Source organism: Streptomyces sp. NPDC001709 (assembly GCF_053596375.1).
This window is the reverse complement of the sequence record NZ_JBSFGB010000015.1, coordinates 146,257-165,521: the sequence shown is the minus strand read 5'-3', so window position 1 is coordinate 165,521 and position 19,265 is coordinate 146,257. Positions and strand designations below refer to the sequence as shown.

15 protein-coding genes are annotated in these 19,265 nt (G+C 74.3%); all 15 read right to left on the bottom strand.

Going from position 1 to position 19,265, the window contains the following annotated elements:
• Positions 1 to 7: 7 nt before the first annotated feature.
• Positions 8 to 2,467: a GTPase-associated protein 1-related protein gene (locus tag ACWC0C_RS22895; RefSeq protein ID WP_450865484.1), complete on the bottom strand. Its 2,460-nt coding sequence runs from the start codon at positions 2,465 to 2,467 to the stop codon at positions 8 to 10.
• Between the two features lie 32 nt (positions 2,468 to 2,499).
• On the bottom strand, positions 2,500 to 3,687 hold the full coding sequence (locus ACWC0C_RS22890) for a TRAFAC clade GTPase domain-containing protein (RefSeq protein ID WP_450865483.1): 1,188 nt from the start codon (positions 3,685 to 3,687) through the stop codon (positions 2,500 to 2,502).
• On the bottom strand, positions 3,688 to 5,337 hold the full coding sequence (locus tag ACWC0C_RS22885) for an Hsp70 family protein (protein ID WP_450865481.1): 1,650 nt from the start codon (positions 5,335 to 5,337) through the stop codon (positions 3,688 to 3,690).
• Between the two features lie 2 nt (positions 5,338 to 5,339).
• Complete coding sequence (locus tag ACWC0C_RS22880; RefSeq protein ID WP_450865479.1) at positions 5,340 to 7,376, bottom strand: AAA family ATPase; 2,037 nt, start codon at positions 7,374 to 7,376, stop codon at positions 5,340 to 5,342.
• Positions 7,373 to 8,872 carry a hypothetical protein gene (locus tag ACWC0C_RS22875; RefSeq protein ID WP_450865478.1) on the bottom strand — a complete coding sequence of 500 codons (1,500 nt, stop codon included), beginning with the start codon at positions 8,870 to 8,872 and terminating at the stop codon, positions 7,373 to 7,375. The genes ACWC0C_RS22880 and ACWC0C_RS22875 overlap by 4 nt, the downstream gene beginning before the upstream one ends.
• Complete coding sequence (locus ACWC0C_RS22870) at positions 8,869 to 9,561, bottom strand: 4Fe-4S single cluster domain-containing protein (protein ID WP_449194957.1); 693 nt, start codon at positions 9,559 to 9,561, stop codon at positions 8,869 to 8,871. Before ACWC0C_RS22870 ends, ACWC0C_RS22875 begins: the two co-directional genes overlap by 4 nt.
• Positions 9,562 to 9,602: 41 nt before the next feature.
• The gene (locus tag ACWC0C_RS22865; protein WP_450865476.1) at positions 9,603 to 10,655 is read right to left on the bottom strand and encodes a protein kinase domain-containing protein; all 1,053 of its coding nucleotides are present in this window, start codon (positions 10,653 to 10,655) and stop codon (positions 9,603 to 9,605) included.
• Positions 10,656 to 10,657: 2 nt separating this feature from the next.
• Positions 10,658 to 11,422, bottom strand: coding sequence for a protein phosphatase 2C domain-containing protein (locus ACWC0C_RS22860; protein ID WP_450865474.1), 765 nt, complete (start codon positions 11,420 to 11,422; stop codon positions 10,658 to 10,660).
• Positions 11,419 to 12,189, bottom strand: a complete 771-nt coding sequence (locus ACWC0C_RS22855) for a vWA domain-containing protein (RefSeq protein WP_449194954.1) — start codon at positions 12,187 to 12,189, stop codon at positions 11,419 to 11,421. The genes ACWC0C_RS22860 and ACWC0C_RS22855 overlap by 4 nt, the downstream gene beginning before the upstream one ends.
• Complete coding sequence (locus tag ACWC0C_RS22850; protein WP_449194953.1) at positions 12,186 to 12,401, bottom strand: hypothetical protein; 216 nt, start codon at positions 12,399 to 12,401, stop codon at positions 12,186 to 12,188. The genes ACWC0C_RS22855 and ACWC0C_RS22850 overlap by 4 nt, the downstream gene beginning before the upstream one ends.
• Positions 12,402 to 12,502: 101 nt before the next feature.
• Complete coding sequence (locus ACWC0C_RS22845; protein WP_450865473.1) at positions 12,503 to 13,621, bottom strand: hypothetical protein; 1,119 nt, start codon at positions 13,619 to 13,621, stop codon at positions 12,503 to 12,505.
• A gap of 72 nt (positions 13,622 to 13,693) precedes the next feature.
• Positions 13,694 to 14,371 carry an RES family NAD+ phosphorylase gene (locus ACWC0C_RS22840; protein ID WP_450865471.1) on the bottom strand — a complete coding sequence of 226 codons (678 nt, stop codon included), beginning with the start codon at positions 14,369 to 14,371 and terminating at the stop codon, positions 13,694 to 13,696.
• Positions 14,371 to 15,063, bottom strand: a complete 693-nt coding sequence (locus tag ACWC0C_RS22835) for a hypothetical protein (RefSeq protein ID WP_450865469.1) — start codon at positions 15,061 to 15,063, stop codon at positions 14,371 to 14,373. Before ACWC0C_RS22835 ends, ACWC0C_RS22840 begins: the two co-directional genes overlap by 1 nt.
• Entirely contained in the window at positions 15,060 to 18,572 is a 3,513-nt protein-coding gene (locus ACWC0C_RS22830) for a CHAT domain-containing protein (RefSeq protein WP_450865468.1), read from the bottom strand. The genes ACWC0C_RS22835 and ACWC0C_RS22830 overlap by 4 nt, the downstream gene beginning before the upstream one ends.
• Positions 18,573 to 18,691: 119 nt before the next feature.
• On the bottom strand, positions 18,692 to 19,234 hold the full coding sequence (locus tag ACWC0C_RS22825; protein ID WP_449194948.1) for a hypothetical protein: 543 nt from the start codon (positions 19,232 to 19,234) through the stop codon (positions 18,692 to 18,694).
• Positions 19,235 to 19,265: the final 31 nt, after the last annotated feature.

Sequence of the window (19,265 nt, the reverse complement as noted above, 5' to 3'; positions counted from 1 at the left end):
CGGCGGCTCACCCCTCTTCCGGCCGGGGGCCGGGTCGTGGTGCGTCCGTGGATCGCCGCTGGGTGATCTTGCGGCTCCACTTCTTCATGCGGCCCAGGCGGTCCTCGGCGTACTCCTGGTAGTCGTCGGCGCGCCGCGTGTCGTAGGGGCGCAGCGCGCGGGCCAGGCGGTCCAGGTCCTCGGACCGCCAGTGGTGGGCGGTGTGCAGGCGCAGCACCCGGACGATCTCCAAGTGTGCCTGTGGCAGGGCGACCCGTTCGTCGTTGACCGCGATCACCCCGGTGACATGGCTGAACAGCACCTCGTCGACCCGGTCGGAGGCCACCGCGGCCCGGTGCAGGGCGTGCAGATAGCCATCGGCGAGGGAGAAGCCGAACTCCCCGATCTCCGTGCGCAGCCGGGCCGGGTCGGCGGGCAGCCGGAGCATGGCGGGCACCAGCCGGTAGCGCTTCAGGGCGCGGGGTGCCGCCCAGGCGTCGATCTGCGGGATCCGGTACGCGCGGGCGAGCGCCGTGGCCTCGGTGGCCTCGCGCAGGGCCGCCTCCAGCTGGAGGGTGGTCCGCACGCACTCCTGGGTGACCGGCCGCAGCCAGGCATAGCGGCTCGGCGCGGTGAGCGTGTCGCACAGCACCAGGCAGGCCCGCAGCCCCTCCTCGTCCCGGACCTCCTGTTTCACCGCGCGGTCGAACCACTCGGCGACCGCGTCGTCCACCTGCTGGTCCGACGGCAGCCGGCGGGCGATCTCGGTCGCCTCCTCGTACGTCCAGGCAGGCGACGGCTGCCGCCACAGCCCCCGCAGCAGCTCCGCGTCCGGTGAGGCCTGGCCGCGCACCTGAAGGATCCTGAACAGCAGCTCGACCGTGCGGGCGGGCTCCCGCTCGGCCTGCGCCCGCCAGTAGTGCTCGAGGAGCCGGGGCCGCTCACCGAGGTCCCGCTCGCTCAGCAACTGGGCCGGGAACTGGGCGAACAGCTGCTCCTGGCCCCCGCCCCGCTCCTCCAGCACCTCGTGCACCGCCGTCGCCAGCCCGGCCCTGAACTCCGGGAGGGTGTGCACGAGCCGGGCGACCTCTTCGCGCAGGCCGGGACCGGCGCCGGAGGAGCCGAGCAGGGCACGGGCCAGGTCCAGGCTCTGGTCCGCGAGCAGCCCGGGCGGCGGGGCGAGCCGCGCGCCGACCGCCCACAGCAGCAGCCGTACCCGCTCACGGCCGGTGGCCGCCTCGCCGAGCAGCCGCTGCCACAGGGCGGTGGCCCGCTCCCGCTCGGCGGGATGGGTGATCGGCACCGGGCCCGGCGCGTTCTCCACGCCGGTCGCATAGGCGCGGATCCGGGACTGGTGGAGCTTGCCCTCCAGCTCCTGGTGCAGCGCCGTGTCACCGCCCGCCTCGGCGGCCGCGCTCAGCGCCGCGAGCTGCTCGTCGCCCAGCTCCCGGTGCTTGTGGTGGAGGTCCGCCGCCACCGCCGCCCGGCGCGGCCCGAGATGACCGGCGCCGGGCAGCCAGTCGATCACCGCGCGGACGTCGGCGTCGGTCAGCTCTATGCCGCCCGCCGCCGCGGCCGCCGCCACCGGGGCGTGCCAGTCGCCCAGCGCCCGCTCCTGGCCGTGCGTGTACTCGGCCGTCCAGGACCACACCGAGCGGACCGACCCGACCCCGATCCGGGTCAGCAGCCGCACCAGATGGTGGGTGGGCACCACCTCGGGGAAGCGGCCCGCGGAGAAGTCGAAGACGGTGTACGACTCCGCGTCGTCGGGGCCGAAGGCGGGGTGCGCCTCGGGCACCGTGCCGATCAGGTGCAGCCGGCTGCGGGTGGGGCGGAAGAGGTAGGTGGCGAAGGAGAGGGTGCGGGCCAGCGGGGGCGGCAGGAGGAAGGAGACGGCCGCGAACCAGTGGGCGATCCGGTCCGTCGTATCGTCGATCACCACCACCGAGCCGTCGTCCGCGAGCGCCGCGAACACCGCCGCCAGCAGGGCGGGCAGCTGCTCGGCGTGCGGGTGCGCGCGCAGGAAGGCGCGCGCCGAGCGGGGGGACAGCGGGCCGCGGGGCAGGGGTGCGGGCAGCTCCGGGATCTCGGTCGTGTCGGCGACGCGTGCGCTCCACAGCGGGGAGTCCCACAGCTCGATCGCGAGGAGCCCGCCACTGTCCGGCGTGAACTCGCCCCCGGTGTACAGGGCGTGGGCGAAGTAGTTGCCGAAGCGGCGCGCCGAGTCCCGGCCGACGTAGCGCACGCACAGCGTGGTGGCGCCGCCCGGCCGGCCCGGGGTGTGGCAGAGGTTCACCGGGCAGCGGGCCAGCAGCTCGGGGGTGTCCGACTCGACCAGGGAGCGCGGTGGTTCGTACCCGGCCAGGCCTTCCACCCGGTGCCGGGTCTCGGCCGAGACCAGCTCGCTCACCGCGTTGAACTGGAAGCCGGAGGAGCCGCTGAGCCCGTGCTCGCAGGAGGTGTAGTAGAGCTGCTGGAAGCTCCCCATCCCCCTCCCCGTCCCCTTCCTCGTCTCCTTCGTCATCCGCGGCCCGCCTTCGGCACCGAACCGAACTCGCTCAGCAGCCACAGCAGCGGATCAGCGACCCGGTAGGGCTGGATCCCGGTGTCGGCGACCCGGGACTCGGGCGTGGCGCTGCGGCCCAGCGCGGAGACACCGAAGTAGCGGTAGCGGGCGAAGGTGTTCTCCAGGGACTGGTCGATGGGGACGCCGTCCCAGTCCTTGAGCAGCCGGCGCACCTCCTCGTGGACGCTGAGGCTGTCGCCGACGTCGAAACGGCCGAGCGCGGGCGCGTGCGAGCGCAGCGGGCTGCCGTTCTCCATCAGGTGCCAGAAGGCGTCCATCTTGGAGAAGACCACCGCGATCGGGGTGTCGACCTTCGCCGCCTTGCCGCCCTGCGCGGCCAGCAGCATGCCGCTCACCCGGCTCAGCACGTTGATCGGCGGGTCGATGCCGTCCATGGCGGGCAGCGCCGTGCCGGGTGCCGCGTTGTCCCGGGCGCCCGGCATCTGCAGCGGGTCGAGCAGCAGGATGATGCCGTCCGCGTTGGTCAGGTAACGGGTGTTGAGCTCCACGCTCTCCCGGCTGTTGAAGTCCTCGCCCGCCGTGTCGAAGAAGGACAGCACGCTGTGCTGCGGCCGCTCCCCGAACAGCCCCTTGCGGCGCAGCCCGAACCTGAACACCAGCGGTTCCACCCGGTTGGCGTTGGTCGTCGCGGTCTGTGTGGGCGGGAACATCTGCCGGTCGCGGTAGAGCCGGTCCTCGTACTCCGAGCTGTAGCGGCGCATGGTGGTGTCGTCCAGGCCCATCAGCGAGGCGCCGTAGGCCTGGCCGACCTGGTTGCGCATCTCGTGCAGCAGCACGGTCATGTAGATCGTCTTGCCGGAGGACCTCGCGCCCACCATCGCGATCAGCCGGTTCTCCACCATCCCGAACTGCACCGGCAGCTCGACGTGGCAGACCGGGCAGATGCGGTACGTCGTCTCGCCGTCGCAGTCCGGGCACACCGCCGTCGACCTGCGGCCGTCGGCGGCGAAGTCCGGGCCCACGTCGTGGCTGAGGCGCCGGCCGAACCGTTCGTCGAGGACCGGGTCGCGGCGGCGCTCGCACTGCTTGCGGGTACGGCTGAGCCGGCTGTTGCAGCGGAAGCGGATCTCACGCGGGGCGAAGGTCTCGTAGCAGTAGGGGCAGGTGAGTCGTCTGGCCATTCAGGTCACTCGCAGCCGGTGCAGCGCCGTGGGGCGGATGTCGATGTCGCGTTCTTTTTCGGAGTAGGGGCCGGAGCCGGGGCCGGAGCCGGGGTCGTCCGCCGGGAAGCAGACGAGCCAGGACGGGCCCTTGGTGCTGGGGAGGGGGAACTCCACGGTGAGGGGGGTACCGCCGGGGAGGCGCTGGGCGGGGACCTCGTGGACGACGGTGCCCTCGGCCGTGCTGGTGGGGCGGTAGCGGCCGAGACCGTGGACTATCCGCAGGGCGGGCAGGTCGCAGCCGGTCCGGGCGGTGAAGGTGACGGTCGCGACCCGGCCGCCGGTGAGGCGGCGGCGCAGGGAGGGTTCGTACTCGACGATGGGGGGTTCGGCGGGGATCCGCAGGGAGGCGGCGCCCTCGGTGTCGACCGTGGCGTCCGGGACCAGGGCCTCGACGGTGAGCGTGATCGCGCCCCGGCCGACGGGGAGGTCCAGGCCGCCGTCGTGTTCGTAGACCCGGCGCTGGCAGCGGAGGTCGCCGTCGCGGGGGCGGGTCGCTGCCGCGTCTTCGCAGCGCCAGCGGACGCGGGCGGTGAGGGCGGAGTCGGGCCAGGCCCAGAGGACGAGGAGGTGGTCGTCTCGGCGGATGGCTTGGAGTTGGGTTACGGGGACGGAGTGGAGGGTGCGGGACGGCTCTGGGTGCGGGTGCGGGTGCGTTTCGGGCGGGAGGAGGGTTGGGGTGGGGGTCGGTTCGGGTTCTCGTTCTGGTTCGGGTTCGGAGATGGGTGGGGTGACTTCGGTTGTGGGTTCGCTGCGGGGCGGTGGGGGTTCCTCGCGCCCACGCGGCGGAGCCGCATATGTCCCGGCCCCGCGCCCCTTCAGGGCGTTGATGGCTGGGGCGCCTATCGGTTCGGGGTCCTCCACGGGAGTGGACCAGGCTTGCGGTTCCGGGTCCTCCAAAGGAGGGGGGAAGTCGGTTCTCGCCGGTGCCGGGCCCGAGGCGATGCGCAGGAGGCCGAAGTCCTCCAGGAGCAGGAGGCCGTGTACGACGGCCAGTTCGGGGGCCCGGCAGCGGATGGTCAGGCCCTGGGCCTCGGGGAGGTTCTCGATGTCCGCGCGGTGGGCGGGCGTCGTGTACAGGTCGCCGGAGAGGAGTACGGCGTCCGGGGTCGCCTCGGTCAGTTCCCGGGCCACCGCCGTAAGGGCGTGGCCGTCGGCCAGCTGTTCGGTGCGCGTGGTGACGATGCGTACCGTCAGGTCCGGGGTGATGGCGAGGACCGTCAGGTCCACGGTGGCCGCGGCCTGGTCGACCACCAGGACCGTGCGGTGGACGCCCTCGTCGATCGCGCCGTAGTGCAGGGCCACCGCGACCGGGTCGGGGACGATCCTGCTGACGCGGAGGCCGGCGTCCTCGGCGGCGCGGCGGAGGCGGGCCTCGGCCTCGCGCCCGGCGGATGCGGGCAGGCCGAGCACCGCCTCCTCACTCGTGGCTCCCGTGGCTCCCGTGGCTTCCGTCGCTTCGGCAAGGAGCATGTTCAGTGCGGTGGCGGGGTCGGCGACTCCGTCTGTTTCGCCCAGGTCCGTCACCGTTACGGTCGGGCGGCCTTCCGGGTCGAGCGGGCCGGTGCGGGCGATGCGGGCGATGCGGTGGCCGATGGCGATGCCGAGCATGTTCAGCCGTTCCCTTCCTCGGTCCTGGTCCAGGGCGTGCCGTCGGCGTCGATGCCGAGCCGGATCCGGCCGCCCGGGGCCGGGCGGTGGGCCAGGAAGTGGGCGACCACGGCCGCCCGCAGCCGCTCCAGTTCGTTGCGGATCTGGCGGCCGCCGTACGCCTGGTGCTCGGGGTCGCTCATCCGCTCGGTGATCCAGGGGTGCAGGGTGTCCGTGTCGGGGACCAGTTCGACCTGGTGGCGTTCGCGGACGGACTCGGTGAGCTGGCCCAGCAGCCGGTCGGCGATCTTCACGATGTGCTCGCGGCGCAGCATGTCGAAGACGACCACGCCGGGCTTGAGCCGGCCGTAGATCTCCGGTCGGCCGATCGCCCGGAACTTCTCCTCCACGGCCCGGGTGAAGTGTGCCTCCAGGGCGGAGTACGGCACTTCTTCGCCTTCGGAGCCGCCTTCGGAGCCGCCTTCGGACAGCAGGCCCTGGACCGCCTCCGCGCCCGTGTTGGAGGTGAAGATGATCAGGCACTGGGAGAAGTACGCGGTCTGGCCCCGGCCGTCGGTGAGGCGGCCGTCCTCCAGGATCTGGAGGAACTTGTCCAGCACCCGGGGGTGCGCCTTCTCGATCTCGTCGAAGAGCAGGACGCTGAACGGCCGTTCCTGGACCCGGCGGGTCAGCTCGCCGCCCTGCTCGTGGCCGATGTAGCCGGGCGGTGCGCCCGCGAGCCGCTCGGCCGCGTGCTCCTGCTGGTACTCGCTCATGTCGAAGCGGGCGTACGCGCTCTGGTCGCCGAACATCAACTCGGCGACCGCCTTGGCGAGTTCGGTCTTGCCGACGCCCGTCGGGCCGACGAAGAAGAACGCGCCCCGGGGCCGGGCGGTGCCGGAGCCGCCGAAGTCGACGCCCACGAACGCCGCCTGGAGCGCGGCGGCCACCGCGTCGACGGCCTTGGACTGGCCGACCACCCGGGTGCCCAGGACGCCGGCCGCGCGGGCGACGGTCTCCCGGTCCAGCTGGGTCCACGGGTCGACGCTCACGTTGAGCCGGTGCAGTTCCAGGAGCTTGTCCGGTTTCTGCAGGGGCGCGCCGCGCAGCCACGAGGTCCGGGCGAGCGCGTCGATGTCCCAGCCGGACATGCCGTCGGTCGCCCCGACCAGGGCCTCGACGTCGTGCCGGGTGGCGTCCGGGGCGCCGTTGAAGTCGCCGCGCAGCCAGGTCAGCCACAGCCGGCGCTCGCTCGGGTCCGGTGGTCCGATGTGCAGGGTGGCGATCCGGGGGTCCTCCAGGTGGAACCAGCCGGGCAGCCGGCCGACGTCGCCCACCGCGCACAGGACGGCGTTGCGGGCGTGCGGGCGAGGTCCGGCCAGGGTCGGGCGGGGGGTCACGGCGTCCGTCATCGCGGCGCGCAGCCGGAGGTAGCCGGGGTTCGATTCCGGCTGGCCGGGCGGGAGATGGTGGTCGACGTCCTGGAAGACGAAGGCCGTGGCCGCGTCGGGGGAGGCGGCGAGCCGGTGCACGGTGGCGACCACGTCGTCGAAGGCGCGCGGGGGGCCGGCCGACCGGGGGGAGAGCAGGCTCGACCGGTCCCGCTCGCGTTCGATGCCGCGCCGGGTGCGCGAGCCGTCCTGCCGCCGGTTGTCCTGCTGCCGGTCGTCGTGCTGGCGGTTGTCCGGTCGCCGGTTGTCCTGCTGCCGGTCGTCCGCGGGTGTGTCCCGGTCACCGCTGCCGGTGGCCGTATGCGGCCGGTTCGCCTCCAGCCGGGCGAAGCGCTCCGCGTGGCCCGGCAGCGGGAAGGTGAGCCCGGCCACCGGGTCCCACCAGCCCACGACATCGGCGCCGCGCGCCTCCAGCACCCCGGCGAGCAGCTCCCGGAAGGAGGCGGGCCGGTCCTCGAACCACCAGCGGTCCCGGATCTGCCCGTTGAGGATCACCTGACGGCCGCGCCGCAGCTCCCAGCCGAGCGACACCGCCCACAGGGGCATCATGGCGTCGGCGGGGACGGGCCCCGTGGCGTCCTCGCCCTTGGTGAAGTCGGCCGTGCTCACGGGTTCGTCCACCTCCAGGAGGTGTCGCGGGGCAGCGGCTTGGCACGCCGGCCCGGCGGTTTGCCGTCCCAGGTGAGCTCACCCGGTACGAAGCCGTCGTCGCCGCCCAGCGCCTCGTGCACCCGCTCCAGCAGCGCCTCGGTGGTGTCGCACACCGCCTCGTCCCGCGGGGCGTACAGCGTCACGTCCGGCTCGCCCTCCACGTGGTAGACGAGGACGGGCGTGCCGTCGTCCTCGGTGGCGACCGTGGTCTCGTACGTCGCCCCGGTCGGCCGTGTGAAGTGCAGCCGGAAGCTGCCGCCCTGGTCCTCGCCGCCCTCGAAGGCGAACCCCTCGCCGGTCATGGCGTCCCGGAGCGCCTCCACCAGGTCGCGGCGCCGCTGGTAGGCCAGCTCCAGCTCGTCCAGCCGGCGCTCGGCGTCCGGGAGCCGGCCTTCCAGCTCGGCGACCGCCGTCAGGGCCTCGGGCGCCGAGCGCGCGGTCAGCGCCTCGGCCACGGCGCGCAGGGCGTCCGCGATCTCGCCGGCGATGCCGGGGTCGCCGAGGTCGGCGGCGGTGTCCACCACACCCTCGGCCGCCTGGCGTATGACGGCGAGCCGCTCGGCGGCCTCCGCGAGGGCCAGCTCCAGGGCCGCCTCGGCCGCCTCGGCGCGTTCCCGCTCCGCCGCCTTCGCCGCCTTCGCCGCCTTCGCCGCCTTCGCCGCCTTCGCCGCCTCGGTGCGCTCGCGCTCCGCCGCTTCGGCCGCCTCGCGTTCCTGTTCCGCGAGGGCCTGCCGCTCGACGGCGTCCCGCGCCTGCGCGACCGTCGCCGCATGCCGGGCGAGGGCGTGTTCGACCGTGCCGAGCAGGGCTTCGAAGCGGACCTCCTGGCCCGGTCCGGTCGTCGCGCGCAGCCGGCCGAGCAGCTCGGTGCAGCGCCGGTGGCCGTCCGCGTCGACGGCGGCGCCGTCCGGGCCGTGGGCGGAGAGCCGGCGCTCCAGGCCGGCCAGGACGGCGGAACGGTCGTCCGTACGGTCCCCGGCCGCCGTCGGGCGCAGGCCCACGACCCGGCCGCGCAGCTCCTCCACGGCGTCCCCGAGCCGCTCCCCACGGGCGGCCCGCTCCCGCAGCTCGGCCAGCCGCCGCTCCAGGGACCCGATGCCGTCCCGGGCGCCGGACCGCTGGGCCTCGGCGATCAGCTCCCGCACCTCGTCGAGACCGCGCTCGTCGGCCCGGGTCTGCTCCGCCCGCGCCTGGGCCAGCCGGGCGCCGCGCTCGGCCGACCGCTTGGCCTCCAACTCGCCTTCCTTACGCGCGACTTCGGCCCGGCGCCGCTCCGCCTCGGCGCGGGCGCGTTCCCGGCGGGCGGCCGCCTCCTGGGCCAGCCGTGCCCGCTCGGCGGCCCGCCGGCGCTCTCTGGCCCGGCGCTCCTCGGCCCGGCGCCGGCGCTCGGCCGCCTCCCGCTGGGCGTACACCGCGCCGACACGGACGCTGCTGTACTTCGGTGATCCGCTCATCGTTCCCTCCGTGCCTCGGTCCGTGCCTCGGTGTGCAGCGCGAATCCCCGTGCCGCGAGCCGCTCCTCGAGTCCCTCCCGGAATCCGGGGGCCGGCGGCACCCCGGCCCAGGAGACGGATCCGTCGGCGTCCACCGACAGTTCGATCCCGGCGGTCGTGTCCGGCTCGGCCAGGGCCCGCGGGTAGCGGTCGGTGAGCGGGATCAGCCGCTGGTTGTCCGAGCCGCGCCAGCGCAGACTGCCGTGCCGTGCGGCGACGTACGGCCCGTCGACCAGCAGGTCCAGCCGCTCGAGCAGGGCGAGCCGGTCCGGGTCGCCGCGCCGCAGCGCCTCGTGGCGGAAGCCGGAGTAGGCCATCGCGCCGAAGTCCGGGCGCCGCCGCCGTACCGCGTCGAGCAGCTCGGCCAGCGCCCCGGCCTGGCTGAACGGCTCACCGCCGGAGAACGTGACGCCCTCGATGCCGTCCAGCCGGCACAGCCAGTCGGCGAGTTCGGGGACCGACCGGCTGGTGCCGCCCTCGAAGGGCAGGGTCTCCGCGGCCACGCAGCCCCGGCAGCGCAGCGGGCAGCCCTGTACCCAGATGACCGCGCGGGTGCCGGGGCCGAGGACCGTGCAGTGGTCCAGCGTCCGGGCGACGGAGATGGGGGTCCCCCCGCGCGAGCGAAGCCGAGCGTGGGGGAGGGTCGTCATGCCTTCTCCTGTCATGCCTTCTCCTGTCATGCCTCCTCCTGTCACGCCTCTTCCTGCGGATGGCCGGGGTAGCTGTCGGCGCCCCGCTCGGCCTGGTCGCACCACGGGCACCAGGGCCGTTCCACGGTGTGGAGGTGGCGGGCGTTCGCCGCGCACACCTTCAGCCGCCCCGGGGCCAGCTCGGTCGCGAGCGCCTGGGCCCACTCGGCCGCCGTCGGGCGGCGGCGCGTGGGCGCGAACGCCGTCCGGAACAGCTCCGCGAGCCGCCTCGGCAGCAGGTCGGCGGGCGGCACGGTGCGGGGCAGCAGTACCGACGTACGGTCGACGATCCGGCAGCGGCCGTGCAGCACGTTGTCGTCGTACGACAGATAGTCGGCGCCGTCCGCCGGGTGCCCGGCGAAGGGGTGCAGGCCGGCCATGAGGAGCTGGTGGACCAGGACGGCCAGGGCGAAGTCGTCGGACGCGGTGTCCGGCGGGGTGCCGGCGGGGGCGCCGATCCGCTCGGGGGCCGTGTAGCCGGGGGTGCGCATCCGGCCCGGGAAGACCTCGCGGCCGTCCGTGAACTGCCAGGAGTCGACGTCCGCCATGCCGACCCGGCCGCTCTCGTCGACCCAGAGGTTGTCGGGCTTGAGGTCGCCCACCACATAGCCCTCGGCGTGCAGTTCGCCCAGCAGCCGGGCGAGGGCGAGGGCGGCGCCGAGGGCGGTCGCCCAGGTCGCCCGGGGCAGGAAGGTACGGCGGGTGGCGGCGCCGAGGAGGTGGCTGAACGGCTGGTAGGCGTGCCGCATGTCGGTCATCACGTAGCCGTCGACGCGGTCCGCACCGGTGCCGCCGGCCGTGCGTACCGGGACCAGCGGCCAGGCCAGCCGGACGGGTGTGCCGGCGAGCAGGCCGACGGTGCGGGGTTCGCGGCGCTGGCGTACCAGGCGGGCCACGCGGCGGCGGTAGGCCTCGGGGTCGGGCGGGTCCGGGACGAGTTTCGCGACGAGGGGGCGGCCGTCGTCGACGCCGTACACGAAACCTTCCGAGCCGCTGCCGATCTGCTCGGTGAGCCGCCATGTGTGTCCGTTGCCGGACACCACCGTCAGTCCCACGGTTACCCCCCTTCGGTGAGAGCGCACAGGACGGTCAGATCGTCACCGGTCCGGCCGGCCTCCGGCCCGGAGAGCCGGCGGCGCAGGGGCTCGGCGTCCCCGTGGTTCGCGCGGAGCGTGGCGGCGAGGCCGAGGAAGAAGCGCTCGGCCGGTAAGGGGCCTGCCTCTGGCGGGAGTTCGCGGACGGCGGGGTGATCGAGGGTGAGGGCGGCGCAGCCGTCGGTGGCCAGCACCACGCCGTCGAGTTCCGGCTCCCAGACGACGAAGGTGCGGACGCGGAGGGCCGCGCCGGGGGAGGACAGGAAGGGGGGTGGGCCGGTGGGCGAAGGGAGGACCAGGTGGCAGCGGTCGTCGCCAGTCAGAAGGGTGCCGAAGCAGTCGCCCAGCGAGAGGAAGGCCACCCACGGTGGACGTACGACCGCTGCGGCGACGGTGGCTGCCAAGGCGCCGGGATCCTGTGCACCCGGGCCCAACACCCCCGACACCGCCCGCAGATACTCCTCGACCACCCGCTTCCCGCGCCCGGCGATCCACCGGGTCCACGCCTGCGGTGTCTCCTCCGCGTCCGGTAAGCCCTCCGTCAGCAGGCGGCAGGCCGCGTCGACCGCTATGTGCGCGCCCAGGGCGCTGCGGTCGCGGCTGCTCGCGCCGTCGGACACCGCCAGCACCGCCGTGTCGCCCAGGTCGATCGCCTTGAACGCGTCCTGGCAGCCCTGCCCGGTGGCGAGGTGAGCGGTGCCCTGGACGGAGGCGCCCGCGATGATCACCTCAGGTCCCTCTCCAGCCTGTCCATGCGCGCGAGCCGGGCGGCGCGGTCGCCCACCTGCTGGTGGATGAGATCCGCGTCCTGGTCCGGGCTGCTGTCGTCCGTGCTCTGGAAGAGCAGGTCGAGGATCCGGCCGAAGTCCAGGTTCTCCAAGGGGGACGTGGCCTTCGGCGCCAGCACCCGCAGCATCGGCAGGTCGGCGCCGCGTACCCCGATCACCTGGAAGACCCACTCCCCCCGCTCCTCGCCCTGACGCACCCGGCCCGCCGTACCCGCCAGGGCCGCCGCGTCCAGGGGGCGGCCCTGGGCGTCGCTGGGTGCGCCGTCCGTCAGGACCCACAGGAACGGGCGCCTGACCGGTACCCGCTGCTGTTGCAGGCTGCGGTAGCGGGTGCGGGCCAGTTCGAGGGCCGTTTCCACGGCTTCCGTCAGCCGGGTCAGGCCCTCGGCGCGCAGCGTGGGCGGGTGCATGCTGTCCACCGGGACGAAGAGCCGGCCGGCGTCGGCCTCCTCGGCCGGGACGAGGCGGCCCGGGCCGGGGTCGTAGACACGCACCGCCGAGTCGAAGGTGATGAGGCAGACCTCCACCCGGGTGCGCAGCCGTTCCTGCGCGCGGACCCCGTCGAACCAGCGGGTCAGCGCGTCGTTCAGCTCGTCGATCCGCGGGTTCTGCGCGGGGCGGCCCATGGAGGCGGAGGTGTCGAGGAGGAGGACGACGGGTTGCCGTTCCTCGTACCCGGCCCCGAACTCGATGCCGTGGACGCTCACTCGGCGGCCGCCTCGGTGTGGTCGGCGTGGGCCACCAGCCGCCGCCGTCCGGGATCGTGGCGCACGGTGACGGCCGTACCCGGCGGCAGGCCGGGCGGCTCGGGGACCATGCGCAGCAGGACACCGTCGACGAGTACGTACGTATCCGGGGCGGGCCAGGTCACCGTGCGACCCGCGCAGCCGTGCGCCCACTCAACCATCCCCCTGGTCATACGGCCACGGTATGTGACGTCGGCACCAACACGCCCGCTCCTTACCCGAATTGACACCCCGTGGATATCGGCGGTTCCGGGGCCCGAGCCGCCCCCTCCAGTCAAACGGACCGGCCGGGCGCCGACTGGTCGCGGCCCGGGCGGGTCCTGGCCGGGATCCGCTCCACCACACGGGCCGCCTCCGGGGTGCGCACCACGAAGTGCACGTCCCAGCGCGCCCCGCGCGCCAGTTCCGCCTCCACGGCGCTCCACACGGCGGCCGCGCTCACCCGGTACGGAAGCCCGCCGCGCCCGGAGCCGAGCAGCGGGAAGCACACCGAGCGCAGCGGCGGGGTGTGCCGGTCGTGCTCCTCGGCCAGCAGTGCGAGCGCGCGCGAGGTGGCGCGGGTGATGTCGGCGGGCAGCACGTCGTAGTCGTTGGTGCCGGCCCGGGGTACGGCCACCGCGGCGTGGTAGATCCGTCGTACGCCGTACGCGGCCATGGCTCCCGCACCGGTCGCCGCCACCGTGCCCGGGACCACCGGGCGCCCCGCGGTGCCGTGCCGGGCCGTCCACTTGCGCAGCTCGTCGTGGACCGGGTCGTCCAGCAGGTCGCCGGTGACCCCGCGCACGGAGGCGGCCCGGCGCAACGAGGCGGAGACCGAGGACTTGTACGGCTCGGGCAGCGCGAAGTAGGTGTTGGCCGGGGCGACCACCACGTCCACGTCCCGCAGCAGGTCGACGGGGTGGACGTGCAGGGTGAGGCGTACGGCCCGGTCGCCCGCCAGGACGTCCACGCGGCGGTGGGTGGCGCCCGCGCCCGCCCAGTCGCCTGCGCCCGGCTCGTCGCCACCGCCCTTCGCCGATTCCACCAGTTCCACGATGTGCTGGGCCACCTGCCCGAGCACCATCACCTCGTGGTGCTTGCGGAAGCGCTCCTCGCTCACCCGGTACACCTCGGCGGCGCGGGCCCGGCGGGAGGACGCCGGCCAGTCCCGGGTGCCCTGGGCCAGGCCCAGCGTGTACTCGGCGGCGGTCCGCAGCGTGCCCGCGTCCAGCCGCTCCACCGCGCGGCGCAGCAGCGCCTCCACGGCGCCCTCGCGGGTGCGCGCGGTCGCCAGGGCGGCCGCGGCCGACTCCAGGGCGGGCAGCTCGCGGCCGCGCAGCCTGAGCAGTCCCGCCCGCCGAACCGCCTGTAACTCCACGAGAAGTGACGCATGGTCAAGGGTCGGTGGTGCCATGCGGACAACGATGACACCACGTGTCACACGCGGACAAGCGAGCGGCGGGCAGGGCCGGTCCTGGCCCCGGGCTCAGCGGTGCAGCGGCTCCCTGATCGCCGAACGGAGGGGTTCCAGCAGCTGGTTGGCCTCCTTGATGCCTTCCGGGGAGCCGAGATCGGGGATGCTGCGGTACGGCAGTGCTTCGAGCGGTCCGCCCGCGTGGTCCGCGAGGCGGTCGCCGAAGAGCACCAGGGCCCGCCGTGACGGGTTGCGTTTCGAACCCCAGATCATCCCCATGGCCTCGGGTGCCTGGGCACGGATCTCCTGTGCCCAGCGCCGCGTGCGCTCGTAGTGCTCCTTCCCCTCGCTCTCCAGCAGGAGGTGGTCCTGGCAGACGGCGGCGAGGGCCGCTCCGGAACACAGCGAGACCAGTTTCAGCTCGCACCGGGTCCGCACCACGTTCAGCGCCCTGCCCCGCACCTGCGCCCAGGGGACCAGTCGCATACCGGTCTCCGGGTCGAAGCGGACCGAACGCAGCAGGGTCTCGGCGAGCGCGGTCTCCGCGTCCGTCGCCGCGTACAGACAGGGGTACGGGTCCTGCGGTGTGCCGTGGAAGCGGCCGGGCGCGCGGTCGTCCGGGTCGAACGGCTTGAACTCCTCGGCCGCGTACCGGGACTTGTGCATCCGCCACAGCTGGGTACCGGCCGGCAGCACCTCCCAGTGCGGCCGGAAGCGGTACACGGAGGGCGACACGGTCTCCTCGTGCATCAGTCCCCCTCCACCAACGCGACGGCCGCGCCCACCAGGTCGCGGTCCGGGCGGACGCCGAGGAGGGCGGCGGGCGGCCCGCCGCCCAGCCACGCGTTGCCGCTCAGCCACCAGTCGGCGGCGCCCCACGGGTCCGCGTCGGCGAGCAGCACCCGGTTGACCTCCAGGACGACCTCGTACGGTGCTCCGCCCCCCGGCCTGAACTGGAACTCCGGGTAGCGGTCGCCGAGGTCGGGGTCGGCGAGCCGGATCAGCTCGGGTGGTGGCGCCGAACCGGCGTACCGGGCGTGGACCTCGGCGGCCGAGAGGGCGGGCGCGTGGAGCAGTCTGCGCTCGACGGCGGCGATGATGGCCGCCGTGTCGGGGGGCCGTGGCGGGTCGGCCGTGAGCCGGGCCAGCAGATCCCGCGTCCGCAGGACCACCGGCCCGCCGATGGTCGCCGTACCGGCGTACCGGACGGAGTCCAGTGCCTCCCGGACCGGATGGTCGTACGGAAGCTCCACCAGGCTCAGGCGCACGGCCTGCAGGGCCCGGCGTACGCCCCTGGGGTCGTCCGGCGGGGTGTCGGCGAGCTCGCGCAGACGGGCGAGCAGGAGCTGGTACTGCTCGTCGGCCAGCTGGGCGCGGATGCTGTCGAGGTGTTCGTCGATGAGGCCGAGCACCCTCGTCCCGCTGTCCTCACCCGGGGTCATACGGTCTCCTTTCCCCGGCCGGGGTGGCCCTGATGGATGAACGCGGCCCACAGGACGGGCCGCCCGAGGTCGGGGCGGCCGATGTCCGCCCGCAACCGGTCGCTCAGGCTGCCCGGATCCTTCCGGTCCGGGTCGAGCATCCACAACTGCGCGGCCCGCAGCGCGTCGACGGGGCTGAGCCCGGACCGCAGATGGTGGTGGAAGACCGCCATCAGCAGGATCGACGCGCTGTCCCGGGTGGTCCACCGCGACCCCACGACATCGCGTGCGCCGCCCGAGACGAACGCCGTGGTGAGGGTCAGGGCCTCGTCGTGGTCGCGGGTGCTCAGATCGGTCTCGCAGGCGCTCAGGACGATCAACGGGCCGTCCTCCTGTTCGGCGGGCTGCGGTCGGTCGAGGAGCCGGGTCACGGTCAGCCGGCCGACCCCCTCGCCGCCGTCGGGGGGAGCGAGGTGCAGGGCCGACTCCGTCGGCCGTACCCCCGCCATGCCGTGCGTGGCCAGATGGACCATCGAGTGGTCCTGGGCGAGCAGGGCCAGCAGCTGGTCGGGCGTGCCGGGCGGCACCGAGTCGCGCGGGAGGCCGGCGAATTCGCCGTACAGGCGCGACCCCGGATAGAAGGCGTTGCGCAGCTCCAGGACCTCCTGCTCGGCGTACGTCAGCGTGAGGGTCCAGTCGGCCACCATGGCCGGGGCCGAGACCGGATCGCGCGGCGCGCGTTTCACCGTACGCAGGAACTGGCTGCCGGAGGCCGCGTAGCTGATCACCAGGGCCTGGCAGAGGTAGTCGTACGGGGCGCCCGCGGGGAAGCGGGCCGCGTGCCAGGGGACGATCCCGAGGCGGCCGCAGGGGACCAGGACGACGCGGGGCGTACGGCGGTCGGCCGCGTCGCCCGGGAGGTGCTCCTCCAGTCCGGCGAGGACATGGACGAACACCTCGTACGCCCAGTCGCACAGCTCGGACAGGGCCTCCTCCCAGGCCCGTTCCGCCTGCTCGTCGTCGTGCTCCGGGGAGCGGGCGGCGGCCGCGTCCATGTACCGCCGCAGGGGGCCGCTGCCCGCTTCGGAGAGCATGGGCAGCGCGCCCACCCCGATGCCGATCTCGGGGCCTATGGCCAGCACCATGCCCGGGGCCTCGCCGTCGCCGCCGGGGACCAGATAGATCAGCGCGTCCGCGCCGGCCTCGCCCACGCCGTCCGCCAGTTCGCGCGGGGTGGGGGTGCCGAGCAGGCCTCCCCGCTCCCGGTAGCCGAGGGCCTCCAGGGCCTGCCGGCGCAGGGTGCTGGGCAGCTCGGCGGGCAGCTCGGTGCTGTCGGCGGCGCCGGACTCCCGCCACGCGGCGGCGAGTTCGGGATGGCCCCTCTCCTCCAGCAGGTCCGGTACGGTCCGGGAGGTGGCCGCCGCCTGCAGCACCAGCGCCCTGCCCAGCTCCAGGGCGGCGACCGCGTCGTCCACCCTTCCGTGCGACGCGGCCCACAGGGCGGCCCGTGTGCCGAGGGAGGCGCCGTTGCGGGCGGTCGTCAGGCGGTGTTCGGCGCCGTGCTGGAGGAGGACGTCGGCGGCGAGGGTGGCCAGGGCCTCCTTCGCCGTGTCGGTGGCGGCGTCCGCGTCGGACTCGCTGGGCTCCCGGTGCCAGCGGGCGCGGTAGGACTCGGCGAGCGACCACAGGGAAGCGGCGGCGACGCGCGGAGCCCGGCCCTGCCGGATGTGCTCGCGGAGCCGTTCGAGCGTGTCGATGGCGGCGCTGAGGTCCGCCGGGTCCCTGGTGATGCCGTAGCGCATGCCGAGGCGGTTCGCGGCGGAGTGCAGCTGGTCGGCGGGGGCGTCCGGTGGTGGTACGTCCCTGTCCGGGAGGTCCGCCGTGTCGTCGGTGAGGTAGGCACGCAGGGCCGCCAGGTCCGGAACCATGGCCTCCAGGTCCGCGTCCCCGATCGGAAGTCTGCTGTTGCCCGCCGCTGTCCTGATCTCCTCGAAGTCCGCGAGGCCGTGCAGGAGCAGCTCCCTGTCCATGGTGAACCGGCCGAGCATGAGGCGGGCCATCCCGCGGGTGACGTGGGCGATGGCGTGGAAGTCGTGGTCCTCGGGGACGCTGTTGGCCAGGGCCTCGGCCTGGGGCAGGAGGTCGCGGAGCCGCTCCACGTCCTCGGCCATCCCGGCGGTACGGACGTCGGTCATCAGGGCCAGCACGTCCGCCATGATCGCGAAGCCGTCGGCCATGGGGATCGGGCTTTCCGACTTGCGCCGCATGTAGTCGGTGACCGCCCGGGTGCGGGCGAAACCGAGCGCCTGGTCCTGAAGGGTGCCGCCGGCGCCGTCGCTCAGGTGGAGCAGCATGGTCATCTGCCCTTCGAGAGCGTCCTTGCCCGGCATGCCGTCCGGCAGCCTGTCCAGCGCGTCACGCAGCCGCCCGAGCTGCTGGTTCAGTGCCGCGGGGTCGCCGCCGCCGGCGTGGTTCACGAAGTCCACGGACGTGGTGTGGACGGCTTGCCACGCGGCGACGAGCCGACGGAAGTCCTCGGGGGTACGGGGCGTGACGGGGCCGTCGGCGCCGGAGGGCGCCGGGGCGCTGGCGTCGGCCTTGCGGGGCGGGTTCGGGGCGTCGGCGTCGGCCTCGCCGGAGGGCGCCGGGCTGCTGGCGTCGGCCTCGTCGGAGGAGGCCGGGGTGGCGCGCGTGCCACTCGCGTTGGGGCCGGTACCGGGCGCCGTGCTCGCGGCGCTCTTCGAGACCGAGCCGGTCTGCGTGCTTGCGCCGCTCTTCGGCGCCGAGCCGGTCTGCGTGTTCGCGGCGCTCTTCGGCGCCGGGCCGGTCTGCGGGGCCGGGCCGCCGCCCATCGTCGTCAGCCAGCTCGTCATCATCTGCCGTAGATGATCGTTGCCCGGAAAACCGTCGTCGGGTACGAGGCTCGTGAACAGGTCGGCGATCCCGGTGGCCGAGGGCTGGGCATACAGGTCGCGTACCTGCCGCAGGTGCCCGAGGGTCTCCGGCGGCAGCGGGAGCTCGGCCGCGTCGGTCACCAGCTCCTGCAGCTCGGCCGCGAAGGCGGCCATCCCGGTCGGCCCCTCCCGCATGATCATGTCGAACATGGCGGTGGCGTCCGGCTCCGGCGAGAGCCCGCCCAGCATCTCCTGCAGCGGCATCGCGTGCGTCAGCAGGAACAGCGCGGCCCACCGCCGGTCCTCGGTGGAGGCCGTGGCGCCGGTCCTCGTCGCCGGGTCCCGTACGTCCCGCAGCAGGCCGTGCGCCCGCTCCCGGTCCTCGGGCGTCCCGCCCCCGGCGGCGTGGCGCAGGGTGAGGGCACCGCCGAGCCATAAGGTCACCGAGCTGCGCAGCTGCGGATCGTGGTCCAACAGGTGGGAGAGCGCGTCGAGTTCGGTGACCGAGTCGTCGTGGGCGCGCGAGGCTCCGGCGACCGTGTCCGGCGCCGGCAGCAACGCCTTCGCCCGTCCGACGGCCTCACCGGCCCAGGCCCGCAACGCCTGAACGCCACCGCTCTCCTCTTCTTCCCCCACCGGCACTCCCCACGTCCCGAGGACATCAACAGTCCGTAACAGTCCGTCCAGATCTCCATGATGGCGAGATGTGCGGCACAACGCCGCCCGATCACCGAGCTTTTCCGGCCAACGACCGATCAACACCCGGAAGTCGCCCTGGACGCGCCCAGATCCGCCCGCATCCCGCGCCGCAGCTCCCGCAGCCGTTCCCACAGCGCGTCGATCTCCCCCTGGGCGGCGTCGAGCGAGTCGCCGGGGCGGGGGACGCCGTCGTCCAGGCGCCGGAGCCGGCCGTAGAGGGTGCCGAGCCCGTGGGTGACCTCGCCGGCCAGGGCGAGTACGGGGTCGGGCAGCCGCATCTGGGCCTCCGCGTACACGTCCCGGTGCAGATCCCGGGCCTCGGTGAGGCGTTGCCGTACCGCGCGCGGGTCCTCGGCGCGGAGCAGGGCGTGCAACTGGTCGGTGAGGGCGGCCAGATACTGCCGGGAGGCGGTGTTGAGGGCGACGTAACACGTGCGCCGCTCCTCGGCCTCCCGCGCCCGCGCCCGTGCCCGCTCGGCCCGCTCCTGCTCGCGCCGCCGGCTGCGCTCGGCCGCGCGCTGGGTGAGCAGGGCCGACAGCAGGGTCCCGACCACCCCGACGACCGCCACGATCGGTGCGCTCGCGTCATTGACGTCCATCGCCCTCACCCCCGAGTCGCCGCACACCTCC